The sequence below is a fragment of the Citrobacter sp. Igbk 17 genome (assembly GCF_028069775.1).
Lineage (GTDB): Bacteria > Pseudomonadota > Gammaproteobacteria > Enterobacterales > Enterobacteriaceae > Citrobacter.
Map to the genome: position 1 here is coordinate 39040 of NZ_JANEWI010000018.1, position 12773 is coordinate 51812.

Annotated in this window: 12 protein-coding genes; 6 read left to right on the plus strand and 6 right to left on the minus strand. The window is 52.9% G+C overall.

Features of this window, described 5'->3' with window-relative positions:
• Positions 1-25 precede the first annotated feature (25 nt).
• The gene (locus tag NNO08_RS12535) at positions 26-808 is read left to right on the plus strand and encodes an AraC family transcriptional regulator (protein ID WP_271456857.1); all 783 of its coding nucleotides are present in this window, start codon (positions 26-28) and stop codon (positions 806-808) included.
• Positions 809-929: 121 nt separating this feature from the next.
• Here NNO08_RS12535 and yncL read toward each other — a convergent pair whose 3' ends face one another.
• Positions 930-1025, minus strand: a complete 96-nt coding sequence (yncL, locus tag NNO08_RS12540; protein ID WP_071828932.1) for a stress response membrane protein YncL — start codon at positions 1023-1025, stop codon at positions 930-932.
• Positions 1026-1217: 192 nt separating this feature from the next.
• On the opposite strand from yncL, the gene NNO08_RS12545 reads away from it, so the two are divergent.
• On the plus strand, positions 1218-1391 hold the full coding sequence (locus NNO08_RS12545; RefSeq protein WP_137381813.1) for a GhoT/OrtT family toxin: 174 nt from the start codon (positions 1218-1220) through the stop codon (positions 1389-1391).
• Between the two features lie 19 nt (positions 1392-1410).
• Here the strand turns inward: NNO08_RS12545 and NNO08_RS12550 are convergent, their stop codons facing one another.
• From NNO08_RS12550 to NNO08_RS12560, 3 genes are read right to left on the minus strand one after another with little or no spacing between them, the layout of a single operon-like run.
• Positions 1411-3570 (minus strand): virulence factor SrfC family protein, encoded by a 2160-nt coding sequence (locus NNO08_RS12550; protein ID WP_271456841.1) that lies wholly within the window; start codon positions 3568-3570, stop codon positions 1411-1413.
• Complete coding sequence (locus tag NNO08_RS12555; protein WP_271456842.1) at positions 3567-6545, minus strand: virulence factor SrfB; 2979 nt, start codon at positions 6543-6545, stop codon at positions 3567-3569. Before NNO08_RS12555 ends, NNO08_RS12550 begins: the two co-directional genes overlap by 4 nt.
• A 4-nt stretch (positions 6546-6549) precedes the next feature.
• Positions 6550-7860 carry an SrfA family protein gene (locus tag NNO08_RS12560; RefSeq protein WP_271456843.1) on the minus strand — a complete coding sequence of 437 codons (1311 nt, stop codon included), beginning with the start codon at positions 7858-7860 and terminating at the stop codon, positions 6550-6552.
• A 282-nt stretch (positions 7861-8142) separates the two neighbouring features.
• On the opposite strand from NNO08_RS12560, the gene NNO08_RS12565 reads away from it, so the two are divergent.
• Together NNO08_RS12565 and NNO08_RS12570 are read left to right on the plus strand one after the other, a co-directional pair.
• Positions 8143-9741, plus strand: coding sequence for an ABC transporter substrate-binding protein (locus NNO08_RS12565; protein WP_271448818.1), 1599 nt, complete (start codon positions 8143-8145; stop codon positions 9739-9741).
• 17 nt (positions 9742-9758) lie between these two features.
• A complete protein-coding gene (locus NNO08_RS12570; protein WP_005126760.1) occupies positions 9759-9992 on the plus strand; it encodes a YdcY family protein in 234 nt (77 codons plus the stop codon).
• Positions 9993-10067: 75 nt separating this feature from the next.
• Here the strand turns inward: NNO08_RS12570 and NNO08_RS12575 are convergent, their stop codons facing one another.
• Positions 10068-10517 carry a DMT family transporter gene (locus NNO08_RS12575; protein WP_271456844.1) on the minus strand — a complete coding sequence of 150 codons (450 nt, stop codon included), beginning with the start codon at positions 10515-10517 and terminating at the stop codon, positions 10068-10070.
• Positions 10514-11032: a GNAT family N-acetyltransferase gene (locus tag NNO08_RS12580; RefSeq protein ID WP_271456845.1), complete on the minus strand. Its 519-nt coding sequence runs from the start codon at positions 11030-11032 to the stop codon at positions 10514-10516. Before NNO08_RS12580 ends, NNO08_RS12575 begins: the two co-directional genes overlap by 4 nt.
• Positions 11033-11069: 37 nt before the next feature.
• Between NNO08_RS12580 and NNO08_RS12585 the strand changes: the two genes are divergently transcribed.
• Positions 11070-11645: a helix-turn-helix domain-containing protein gene (locus NNO08_RS12585; RefSeq protein ID WP_048211614.1), complete on the plus strand. Its 576-nt coding sequence runs from the start codon at positions 11070-11072 to the stop codon at positions 11643-11645.
• A 69-nt stretch (positions 11646-11714) separates the two neighbouring features.
• The gene (locus NNO08_RS12590; RefSeq protein WP_271441625.1) at positions 11715-12749 is read left to right on the plus strand and encodes an NADP-dependent oxidoreductase; all 1035 of its coding nucleotides are present in this window, start codon (positions 11715-11717) and stop codon (positions 12747-12749) included.
• The last annotated feature ends 24 nt before the right edge of the window (positions 12750-12773 follow it).

Sequence of the window (12773 nt, forward strand, 5' to 3'; positions counted from 1 at the left end):
TTATATATCAAATATCGGACAGATGATGAAAATTGCGCCTGATGATGTCTTCGACCCGGATGGTTTTAAGGAAACAGTCGTCGGTATTGCCTCTGATATGGGCGTACATGATTCAGGTCGGCACAGTCATCTTCGCCATCAGTTACTCTTTTCGGCGGCGGGGTGCATCACCATTGAACTGGAAAATACCCTGTGTCTTCTTCCGCCTCGCCGTGCGGTCTGGATCCCCGCGGGTACGGTTCACCGGGCCATCATGCGAGGGGTGATGGCTTATCGGTCATTATATTTTTCAACCATTCTGCCGACGTTATCCGCCTTGCCACTACAGGTTGTCGAAGTTAACCCGCTCTTTTTTGAAGTCATAGAACGGATGGCATTCTGGCCCTGGCAGATGACAGAAACGCAGCAGGCCAGCCTCATCACTGTTTTTTGTGAAGAAATCAGGGCTGCACGTCGTGAAAACTGGACGTTGCAGTTTCCCTCTGATGTTCGCCTGGATCGGTGGCTGGAAGGGGTTCGAATGGGGGCGTTACCGCCCCGACTGAATCAGTTGTCCCGCCAGGTCGGTGCTTGCGAACGAACAATCAGCCGCATTTTTATCAGAGATACAGGGATGAACTATCAGACCTGGCGGCAGCAATTCAGGTTGTTAAAAGCGATGGAGATGTTGGCGGAGGGGGACTCAGTCAGCCAGGTGGCGCAACAGCTGGAATTTGTTAGCGACAGTGCTTTCATCGTGTTTTTTCGGCAGCTAACAGGTACAACACCGACCCGCTATCACGGGGGAATAATGCCGCAGAAGGATTAGGGGTATTACATATTAAGGATAATTTACCGGGCAGTGGCGGAGTGGGAAGATCGTTTACTAATGGCAGAGAGAAGATTTTCTCTCTGCCAGCAGGCGCTGCAATTCATCAAAAAGAGTCACATCAAGCAAACCAGCCGAACCTTACGGATATCAGGCTGAAAAGTCCTACAGCAGCAAATATATTTATCAGCACCACAGTCTTACTGGAAACATTCATTTTTGCCACCTTTCGTTTTAACCCCTTTGGGTATAGTACGGCTTATAACTATCCGCAATAGTACGAAATCTGAACATATTGAAAGTGGGTTGTTTTTCAGGCGTTTTTCTTAAAAAAATGAATAAAACTTGATGTGGGTCATGAAAGAGAGCATATTGCGCGCGATTTTCCCTTCTGGCCTGGATGCCCTAAATGTCTCTGTACCAAAAAATGTTGATTTTTTATGCGGTAATGGCCGCTATTGCGGCAATCATCACCTGGTTTCTGTCGCGTGATAAAAAACGTATTCGCTTTCTGAGCGCGGTATTAGTCGGGGCGACATGGCCGATGAGCTTTCCTGTCGCACTCCTGTTTTCTCTTTTCTGATGTCGCTGTCAATGCCGTATCAGGGGGTCAACAGAGCGACTAAGCGCAGTCTGTCGTCATTGGTTACGTCCAGAGGATGCTGGTATCCCACGTTTTCATTTGCACGAGTGTACAAAGCAACCAGCCAGTCGTAAACGTGTCGGCTTGCACCGTGCTGCGGCTGCTCATCCAACTGAGTCAGACGCGACATCGGTTGTTGTACTGGCGCACTGAAAATAGCCGCGCCCTTGAGGACTCTGCTGGCAGGGCGTTGATCCTCTGCAACGTTGGCGTAGCCAAGCCAGGTAATAAAATCACCGATATCGGCGTGTAACTGTGCCCCGCAGACGTTCTCTCGCTGCATAATCTGCTGAAGCCGCTGAGGCATCTCGAGCCGATAGCTGGTAGTGATAAGAATATCGGCTACCTGTCTAAGCGTTCGCGGATCAAGCCGCAATCGGCGCGCATTATTGTCATCACGACACCACTGACGCACATGGTTGATCCACATTTTGTGCGCCTGATACCCGGTCTCTTTGCTTTCGGATGAGTGCAATGGCTCCCGGGCATCGGCAAACAGGTCAATCTCTTCATTAAAGAGTCCACTGACTTGTTCTTCGCGTGGCTGCTGGATACGCAGCAACGACTCAAAGCAGCGCATCGGTGGTAGTAGCCCCTCCAGAAGTTCACCATGCTTTGCTGCCTGGGCCTGAAGCTGGCGGATCACTGTCTCGCTGGAGTCTGGCACGCTTTCGTTGTCGTTAAGCCAACTCATCAGCGTTTCCCGAACATGCTGTTGATGCTGTTCATGCAGGGACGTTAGCCGAGACTGGCGTTGTTGCGCTGATGTCGCCTGCGACAACCATTCAGTAAGGCGCAACAAGCTGTGTTTATCCAGTGCCTGCAATGTCCCCCAGCGCAACCCGGGCTTGCCCATTAATTGCTGCACGGCCTCATCAAGGTTTTGCTGTGTGCTAAAACGAGCATCTTGTGGCGTAATGGCCCACACAACCCCCGGTAATGCCGCATCATGTACGGGTTGGGTATCGTTGGCCCAGCTCATTAATTTGCGCGTGATGGCCGGTGTCTGCGAGCGTGAAGACACTGCGTTGCAGATCAGCAGGACATCGGGTTGCAGATGCTGGCGGTATTGTTCCAGCATCCAGCCTAATTTGGCCCGCCACAGCGGGTTGGGGTGAGCATCAGGTGCGAGGGGGATATCGAGCAGGTCGACGTTTTCCAAAACGGAGTCTTCAACAGTCAGCACCAGTTCACGCGTCAGCAGCGCCAGCGATTCCAGCGACAGACTGACCGCGTTAAGCAACTGATGGTTTTCAACAGGATGAACCACCACATCGCTTTGCGCGTCGTTCCCGGTTAATGCGACCTGGGTCAGGAAGCTTTCGGCAGGCAAGCCAAAATGATCGACCAGCAAACTCAGCGGTGCGGCTAGCTCGTGTGCCTGTCCGGTTTGTTGCAAAGTGTGCGCTAATGCCAGCCATTGCTGCGTTAACTCTGGTTGTTCTCCCCACAACAGCGCCCAGGCGTGAGCGCGGGTGGTCAGATCCAGTGCCGGCAGCAACGTAGCAAACTGATGCCATAGCGCATCATCAATTTGCTGCTGGTTCGCAGGAACACAAGAGCGCCAGAAACGGCCGATGGCGGCGACGTCATGTGCCGTGACGCCCTGAACCGGATGACGCTGACGCAGCGTTTGCCATTTTTCTAACCGGGCTTCAATAATCGATTTTTCAACCTGGCGGCTGTCGGGCATTGCGCAAAACTGCGTGATAAACAGCTGCACCAGTTCCGCTTCACTCAGTAAGCGCAGACGCAGAGGCCACTCGCTATCAACGGGATTATCTTCACGCGTAAAGCGGATCGCCATATTGGTCGGCGCATGGCCCGGATTGATATGCGAAAAGTAATCAAAGCTGCGATCCGGTGTAGCAATATTCAATTTCCCACTGGTGTCGCTGCACAGTGCGGACAACAGATGTGCTTTTGCTGGCTGCGAATGACCGTACAGCCCCACACAGCCACGCGATGAAAACGCCGTGTGCAGCGCAGACTCAGTAACCGCGGCGATGGTGAGCTGAGCGAGCAGAGAATCCGCTTCATCATCAAGACGCGCTGCACGCTGGCGTGTGTCATTCACCCATTCGATGGCGGCTTGTGCTGTGTTAAACATCTTACTCATTTCAGGTACACACTCCCGCTATCAATCCAGTAATGGCTGCCGCTATGGCGACGATCTGCCAGTGTATTCAGTTTTAACGTTAGGGCATTGGCGGCAACGGGCGTGCCATCCTGTAGCCAGGCATCACTGAGAACGAAAAATTCCGGTCCCGTCTCTTTGCTACCGCCGCGCAGTTGCAGCCGTACATTTAGTACACCGTCACCGGCAATTGTTTTTGCCAGCTCAGCAGAATTGATGCTCAGTGTATACAGCGGAGTGGCTGGCCAGCGGCTGTTTGCTAACTGGCGAAAGCCCAGTGTCACGTTACCGCGCAGCGGGAAGTGCAAACGGGTATCCAGTTTTGCTCCAGGTTTATCCAGATCGATGTCGTGATACCAGATATTTTCATCGCGCAACGTATTGACCGTATTATCCAGTACACCGAGGTAACGGACCGTCGAGTACGCGCCGATATCCGCAGCTTTAAAGTTAAAGCGCGGCAGGCGTAAATCCAACGCCAGGCTACACAGCATCGCACCAACGGCAGCGGTAGATTTTGGATTGCCGATACGCCCTTGCTGGCTGAACGGATACCACTCATGTACGCGATAGCTGTCCATCCAGATCATGCGGTTGACCGGAACGGGTTGCAGATGGCGGATTAGCGCCTGAACCCCCGGCAAACAGGCGGGTCTGCCAGTGACTAACAAAATATCGCAACGATAGTGGGAAATCGCTTCACAAACGGCGTGCAGAGGGGATGTCAGGGTAAATTGCCCTGCCAGCAGCGCTTCTTGCAACTGTCTGAACTGCACCTGCAACGGAACGCTCAGCACATCAAAAGCCGGTGAACCAGACGGTAATGCATGATCGATAGCCTGTTGGATATAGTTCATCACATTGCGCGTTGGACGCTGTGAAAGCAGTTCGCCAAAGGTGGCGTGCAACCCCGCTACGGGATCGTTAATATCGCTTTGCTCCCAGGCACTTAGCATCGCATGACCCAGTGGCATAAAGAGTTGTAATGCGGTTTGTTGTCGCAAAATAGCCTGAGTATCGATGCGCCCGGAATCACCAAACAGTGTGGCCAGCAGGGCGGCGGCATCGGTCACGCCAGCCTGTTGTAAGCGGGTTTGCAGGGCGGGCAGTATGCAGCGTTGTATGACATCCAACAACATGTCATCCCCAGCGACTTTGAAGCCTTCACGAAACAGCAAATGCGGGGTGATTTTGACATTCGCCCCAACGCCGTCATCCAGTTGATAATGGACCACGGCCATATCCGTCGTGCCGCCGCCAATATCGATGGAGGCGACGCGCAGCGCACGACCTTTAACTTCACCGGGTTCTGGCTGACGGTCCGGACGGGCGAGGGCGTTGAAGAACGATTCTGTGTGCCCGTCATAGTGTGAAATCGCTTCGTTATACAGCCAAACCAACTGCCCGCAGCTGGCCTCATCCCACTCCATCTGGATCTCAGGTACGGGAACGATGCTTTTTTCTTGCTGTTTGCGGGTGGTAAAGTCTTCGTCCTGCGGGTGCCAGCCCATTGCTTTCCAGACCAGCGCAATGGCTTCAAACATACGCAGACGGAAGATCTCACGTTCCTGTTTTGGCATGGCTGACGGCAGAGTGAGTATCAGCGTACGCAATTGGCGTGGAGAGGCCGGGAAACCGAGACGCAGCCGTGTCGCTACGCTGTTAATTTGTCCCAGCGCCTGGGCCAGAATCTCGCACAACATATGCGTCATCAACGTACTGCGGCTGTATTGTGGTGAGAACACTGGCAGCCGATCATCTTGCGGCAGGCTGAACAGCGGCTGACCGTCATCGTTCATCAGATTCATCAGCGGGAAGGCGGTAGCCAGCGGCTCGCGCTGCGTTTTACTGTTCATCTGGCTAAAGCGCCAGTCGTGTAAAACGGGAGTTTCATCCCATAAGTACCGACGTGGGCTGGAGATCCCACTGCTGCCTTCCGTTCCCATACGCTGCATCGCCAGCTTACGGGCTTCATCCCCAACGCGGACAATCGACGGCCAGATAAATGCATCATCGCGACCGCTCTCAACGGAGAAATGTTGCTTTCCAAAGCGCGCCTCGGAAAACTCCAGTCGGCTGGTGAACAGGGGATCGTTGAGGAACTGTGGTTCGCTTAATGAACGCACCTGTAATTCGGCCGTCTGACGCAAACCGTCATTGGCATCGCCATGATCTTCAATCAACACGCCGCAGGTATGGGTATTGCCAATATCCAGAATCAGATCGACAGGAATCGCGGGTGTGCTGAGCGTATGGGTCACCAGCTTCACTTCCGGGACGGAAAGTTGTTCGCCTAGCAGGGTCAACAAATTCAGCCAGTGCGCCTGGTATTCAAAGTTTCGTAGCGCTTGTTGGATCTCCTGCTCTGAACGGTTTTCTTGCTGCGTGACGTGCTGCAAAAAGGACTCGCGTAGCCAGCCATCAATCCACGTCTGGTCGAGGAAATCTGCGATCTCATTATCGTGCCAGGCCAGCGCAAATCGCGTGCCATTCAGCAGATCGTTCTCATTTGGCGTCAATGCTGCCGGGGCTTCAGTCAACTGACTGTCCAGCGCCACCGTGACACGGTGAGTATTGCCGGCACTGTCCGGTTGTGCGAGTTTTCGCACCTGTACGCGCGCCCAGTTATCCGGGCCTTCAACAAATGTGCGGGGCGGGTTAAAACGCAGGAACGGCAGCGGCAACCAGACACCGTCAAGTACGTCCAGAGAATAATGCAGCGTCTGCGTGCTTTCCGGTTTCACGACTTCGGGTTGACCACCGGTATTGCCCGGCAGGGTATAGCGTCCCGACGCCAGATCGAAATCCAGACGCAGTAGGGGACCGTTTGCCGTTTTGCGAACAAAACGGCCGTGGTGCGCAGATTCCTGTGGTGTCAGCCCAAAATCCAGAAATTGCACACCGCTATTGGCGATGAGCGTTACGCTCTGTTTGTAATCACACAGATTCACCAACATAAAATCAGGCACCTATCTTTTTGATCGTCAAAGGGATATCCGCGTGTTCGTCATAACGCGCGGTACAAGCTGCGACGTCGTTTGTCCCTGCTTTACAGGTGATTTCGGGCATGGGGTATCGCGAACCGTCCGTGCAACGGGCATTCCCGCGACTCTTAATCATTAATTCGCCCGATTGATGCAAACCAGAGAAAATCTCGGCGCGACAAACGATATTGTCGCCATGCACCACGCGCGCAGTGCCTTTATTGGCCTGAATTTGATAACGCAGCGACGGGGCCTTACCACTGACCGGATCTTTTATATCGACCAGCACACGCCAGTTGCCGTTAAGAAAACGTGTTGTACCAGCCTTCATCTGGTTGGCATCCATTACCAACGCATCTTTCGGGATAGCGGCAATGACCACCGGTCCTTCTACGGGCTTCTCTTTTTTCACCGGTGGAATGACTTCAGCCCGATGCAGCGGCAGTGAAGGTGTTAGTTCAGGCAGGGGGGTACTGTCTCCCTTTGCAACGTCAATGGGGGCAACCGCAGGTGCGGGAGATTCTGCGTACTGTTTCCACAATAGCGGCCCTGCAATGGCGGCAATGACTGCCGCAGCAACGGGCAGGCTCCACAGCGGCAGGCGACGCGTGGGCTTACGCTGAACTGGCGGTGGCGCGATCTCTGGCTCACTCACGATGACCGGGGGGGAGGGTTCGGGATCAGCGGGTTTCGGTAGCTCAATAGCCGTTGTAAGCAGCGGGGTATCGGCCTCGGCGAAAGTGATTTCCGCCGGGATTTCTTCGGCTTCCGGCTCCGGTTCAGGTGCCACTACAACGGGTGGAACATCGGTATGACGCAGGCAATCGAGTACATCGTCACGGGTGTTTTCATTTAGATTGACGAAGCCCCAGAACGTAATGACGGGTTTGCCATCAACCAGGAACACGTGGTTCTCACCTGGAAACTGGATGGCTTTGTCGAGTAGTGAACCAAACAGTTGCAGGGAAGTTTTACCTGATTGCAGGCTTTTTCGACTCAGGGCCGCGGCATTCTCCAGCGTACTGGACAGATAGCGCAGAGCCCGAAAACGCGCATCTTCATCAGCGGCTTTCCACGCGACAGCCTTTCCTTCAATCGGGGAGTACCAGTCCACCCGATCGCCACTGTCGTTAACTTGTGGGATTGCCAGACAATCCGCCATCGCCTGTTGTTTACGCAGACGAAGCGTTTCACGAATTTGTAGTGCTGAATCAAACACGGCCTGACCACCGCCACCCACGGCCTGATAGTCATCCAAATTGCCGCTGCGCAAGAGAGTTTTTGCCACGTAATTGCCCCTTAGACTTCTTCACACATCTACTTTACGGGGAATAAAAGTAAGCAAACGTCGGAAGAGAGGCAAAAAGGGGCGAATTTTCATGGCATAGAGTATCGGGAAAAATCTTGACGTTTTGAAAAAGACTTAAGGTAAATTATTTCGCCTGCGATGATGAATTAATCAGCGAAAACCACCAGATTAGAATAACCTGATAGAGATTTGTTATTAGTGCGTCTTTGCCAGCTATGCTCTGATAGACGAGTAAATAATAAAAGAAGAAGGCTTATAACCATGATTGCAAGGAAAACGCTGCTCGCGCTGGCACTCAGCGCCGTCTTACCAACAGGCGCTGCCTATGCCGCCAGTACTGATACCATTGTTTACTGTTCTGAAGCATCGCCGGAATCATTTAACCCCCAAATTGCCAGTTCAGGTCCGTCGTTTGTCGCCAGTTCACAGGTGTTGTACAACCGATTGATCAACTTCGATCCGGTCAAAAATACCCCGGTCCCGTCTCTGGCAACGGAGTGGACAATTTCCCCCGACGGCAAGACCTACACATTTACCCTGCGTCAGGGCGTGAAGTTCAATAGTAATAAGTTCTTTAAACCTACCCGTGATTTCAATGCCGATGACGTCGTTTTCTCGGTATTACGCCAGAAAGATGCTGATCATCCGTACCATAAGGTTTCACAGGGTAGCTATGAATATTTCAACGATGTTGGCCTGGACAAACTGATTAAAGAGGTTAAGAAGGTTGATGATTATCATGTTCAGTTTGTCCTGAACGAGCCCAACGCCGCATTTCTTGCTGACTGGGGGATGGATTTTGCCTCTATTCTTTCGGCAGAATATGCCGATGAGATGCTGAAAAAAGGCACGCCGGAAAACGTCGATAACTGGCCGATTGGTACCGGGCCTTATGTCTTGCAACAGTACAAGCAGGATTCACAAATCCGCTATCTGGCAAACCCGAACTATTGGGATGGTGCGGTGCCAACGAAACATCTGATTTTCTCCATCACACCAAACGTACAGACGCGACTGGCGAAACTGCAAACCAACGAATGCCAGATTATTCCTGCGCCAGCACCGGTGCAGTTTGATGAAATCAAAAAGAACAAGGATCTGACGCTGCATTCGGTCGAAGCGTTGAATGTCGGTTATCTGGCGTTTAATACGGAGAAAAAGCCGTTTGATAACGTACTGGTGCGCCAGGCGCTGAACTATGCGACAGATAAAAAAGCCATTATTAACGCGGTCTTTTTAGGTTCCGGCACGGTGGCGAAATCGCCAATCCCGCCGAATATGATGGGCTTCAACAAAGACCTGAAAGATTATGATTACGACCCACAGAAAGCGAAAGAACTGCTGAAGAAAGCAGGGCTGGAAAACGGTTTTGAAGCGACATTGTGGTCTATGCCAGTACAGCGCCCCTATAACCCGAACTCTCGTCGTATTGCTGAGATGATTCAAAGCGACTGGGCAAAAGTCGGTGTGAAAGCGAAAATCGTCTCCTGGGAATGGGGGGAATATCTCTCCGGGATGCGTAAAGGCGAGCACGATACTGCGTTGTTTGGCTGGATGTCAGATAACGGTGATCCGGATAACTTTGCTGATGTTCTGCTGGGTTGCGACAGCATTAAAACCGGATCAAACGCCGCGCGCTGGTGTGATAAAGAGTATAATTCGCTGGTTCAAAAGGCGAAACTGGTGAGCAAACCGCAAGAGCGCGCCGCGCTTTACCAGCAGTCGCAGGAAATTTTCTATCAGCAGGCTCCGTGGATTGCGCTGGCGAATGGCAAAACCTTCTATGCTACACGCAGTAACGTCAGCGGATACAGCGTTAGCCTGATGGGCAGTGATTTTTCAAAAGCGAAATTAAATTAATACGTTAAGGAGGGAGTATGTCGCATCTGGATGAGGTCAGCGCACGTGTTGATGCCGCCATTGAAGACAGCGTCATTACGCATATGAATGAATTGCTGATTGAACTGAGCGATGATGTTGCGCTGAGCCGGGAAGATCGTTACACCCAGCAACAACGTTTGCGTACAGCAATCGCACATCATGGGCGGCAGCATAAAGAAGATATGGAAGCGCGTCGTGAGCAACTGACCAAAGGCGGCTCTATTCTTTGATTTTTCCTTGCCGGATGGCGGTGTTCACACCTTATCCGGCGTTCCGTAGGCCTGATAAGCGAAACGCTATCAGGCTTAAAACGAACGTCTTGCCACCAGCCAGGCACCCACTACCAGCAATATCGCACCGCATACCGGGCCTATTAGCGCGCGAAGCGGTACACCCTGGCTACGCAGAATATCCAGCACCAGACCGCCAATAAGCTGGCTGGCGACCAGCACCGCGATGGTGGTGGCGGCACCTACGTTTTGGTATCCGCTGATACTGGCAAAAACAAAGAACGATCCCAGTAAACCCGGGATCAATGTCCACCAGCGCACGCTGGAAACCAGTTCGCCAAACCCCGCCGCACCTTGTTTAAACCACAGTATGCTGACAAACAGGACGATCCCGACCAGTGAGTTAAGCAGCATAGCAATAAGGATTGTCGAAGACGTCTGGGTAATGCGCACCATCAACGTGTTTTGCACCACCAGACCAATACCTGCGGCAATCAGAAAGGAGAGGGTCAGCGTCTGATTCATCCACGCGCATCCGGTTCGCTGCGGTCATCTAACTGCAGCTGCATAAAAGTCAGATCCAGCCAACGACCAAATTTAGTCCCGACCTGGGGCATCTGCGCGGTAATATTGAACCCCAGCGTGCTATGCAGGTGGAGCGATGCCTGATTTTGCGACTCGATACCTGCCACCATGACATGCTTGCCACACGCGCGCGCTTCTTCAATGAGTCTGCTGAGCAGCTTGCGCCCCAGCCCTTTTCCCTGATGTTCCGGGTGCACGTACACTGAATGTTCGACGGTATGACGGAAACCATCAAAGTTGCGCCAGTCGCCAAAAGAGGCGTACCCCGTAACGACACCATTCTCTTCACTTACCAGCACCGGATACCCCATCAGTTGACGAGCTTCATACCAGGAGATGCGGTTTTCGGCATCGACCGTTTGATCGTTCCAGATTGCGGCCGTATGCAGTACGGCGTGATTGTAGATTTCTGCGATGGCGACGCAGTCGTCTTTGCTGGCAAATCGAATTGACATGTTGAACCTCAGGGCTTGTTCACTATAGTATTACAATATGAATACTATTGAAGACAGCATAAATCAACGGATCAGTGCAAGAATTCGCATTGAGCGTGAATCTCGCGGCTGGTCGCTGACGGAACTTGCCGAACGTGCAGGGGTGTCGCGGGCGATGATCCATAAAATAGAACGCGGAGAGAGCAGTCCAACGGCGACGCTACTGGGACGGCTTTCCGGTGCGTTTGGTATCAGCATGTCCACGCTGATTGCCCGGGCTGAAATGCAGGAGGGTAAACTGCTGCGTTTCGCCGACCAGCCGGTCTGGCACGATCCGCAAAGCCACTATTTGCGCCGCCACGTTTCTCCGCGCAGCGATCTGCCTATCGATCTGGTGCAAATCGAATTACCGGCGGGCAGTGATATCCCGATGCCCGCCTCTTCCTACGTGCAGGCCCGACAGCTTCTCTGGTTGCAGCAGGGAGAATTGGTGTTTGTGGAAGGTGATACACGCCACGAAATGAAAGCCGGGGATTGCCTGGAGCTGGGGCCGCCAAACGACTGTCGGTTTATCAATGAAACCGCACAGTCCTGCGTTTATCTGGTCGTGCGGTTAAACCATGCAGGCAATTAATGTGAAAGCATCACAGAGATAGCGCGTCTACTATTGATGGATTCATGCCAAAAGCAGAGGAGAACATCAATGGGTCAACAAATGCAACGCAATCGTCGCTGGGTTCTGGCGTCACGCCCGCATGGCGCACCGGTGCCCGGTAACTTCCGTCTTGAAGAAGAGGCCATCGCGACGCCCGGTGACGGAGAGGTACTACTGCGTAACGTCTACCTCTCACTCGATCCCTATATGCGTGGACGTATGAGCGACGAGCCGTCTTATTCGCCTCCGGTTGAGATTGGTGCCGTGATGGTGGGTGGCACGGTCAGTCGGGTCGTGGCATCGAATCATTCGGATTTTAAACCCGGTGAATGGGTGCTGAGCTATAGCGGCTGGCAGGACTTCGCCATCTCTAATGGTTCTGATTTGGTAAAGTTAGGCGATCACCCTGAGCATCCTTCCTGGGCGCTTGGTCTGCTGGGGATGCCGGGTTTTACGGCGTATATGGGGCTGCTGGATATTGGCCAGCCCAAAGCCGGTGAGACACTGGTTGTTGCTGCGGCAACCGGACCTGTTGGCGCAACCGTGGGTCAGATCGGCAAGCTGAAGGGCTGTCGGGTCGTTGGTGTGGCAGGTGGGGCTGAGAAATGCCGCCATGCTACCGACGTGTTGGGCTTTGATATTTGTCTCGATCACCATGCCCCCGATTTCGCACGCCAACTGGCACAAGCCTGTCCGCAGGGTATCGATATCTATTATGAAAACGTCGGCGGCAAAGTTTTTGACGCCGTTTTGCCGTTACTTAACACCTCCGCGCGTATTCCGCTGTGTGGCCTGGTGAGCGGTTATAACGCCACATCACTGCCGGCGGGCCCAGACCGTTTACCGCTGCTTATGGCCACGTTACTGAAAAAACGTATCCGCTTGCAGGGCTTTATCATTGGTCAGGATTATGGTCACCGCATTCATGAATTTCAGCGAGAAATGGGGCGCTGGGTTCAGGAAGGCAAGATCCACTATCGTGAGCAAGTCACTGAGGGGCTGGAAAATGCACCGGAGACCTTTATTGGTCTGCTGACCGGTAAAAACTTTGGCAAGGTCGTGATTCGTCTTGCTGAAGAGTGATACGAAGGGGTTAAAGGCGGTAAC

Coding starts and splice junctions, on each gene's coding strand:
- NNO08_RS12535 (WP_271456857.1), top strand. CDS start 26: ATGAAAATTGCGCCTGATGATGTCTTCGACCCGGATGGTTTTAAGGAA.
- yncL (WP_071828932.1), bottom strand. CDS start 1,025: ATGAATGTTTCCAGTAAGACTGTGGTGCTGATAAATATATTTGCTGCT.
- NNO08_RS12545 (WP_137381813.1), top strand. CDS start 1,218: ATGTCTCTGTACCAAAAAATGTTGATTTTTTATGCGGTAATGGCCGCT.
- NNO08_RS12550 (WP_271456841.1), bottom strand. CDS start 3,570: ATGAGTAAGATGTTTAACACAGCACAAGCCGCCATCGAATGGGTGAAT.
- NNO08_RS12555 (WP_271456842.1), bottom strand. CDS start 6,545: ATGTTGGTGAATCTGTGTGATTACAAACAGAGCGTAACGCTCATCGCC.
- NNO08_RS12565 (WP_271448818.1), top strand. CDS start 8,143: ATGATTGCAAGGAAAACGCTGCTCGCGCTGGCACTCAGCGCCGTCTTA.
- NNO08_RS12570 (WP_005126760.1), top strand. CDS start 9,759: ATGTCGCATCTGGATGAGGTCAGCGCACGTGTTGATGCCGCCATTGAA.
- NNO08_RS12575 (WP_271456844.1), bottom strand. CDS start 10,517: ATGAATCAGACGCTGACCCTCTCCTTTCTGATTGCCGCAGGTATTGGT.
- NNO08_RS12580 (WP_271456845.1), bottom strand. CDS start 11,032: ATGTCAATTCGATTTGCCAGCAAAGACGACTGCGTCGCCATCGCAGAA.
- NNO08_RS12585 (WP_048211614.1), top strand. CDS start 11,070: ATGAATACTATTGAAGACAGCATAAATCAACGGATCAGTGCAAGAATT.
- NNO08_RS12590 (WP_271441625.1), top strand. CDS start 11,715: ATGGGTCAACAAATGCAACGCAATCGTCGCTGGGTTCTGGCGTCACGC.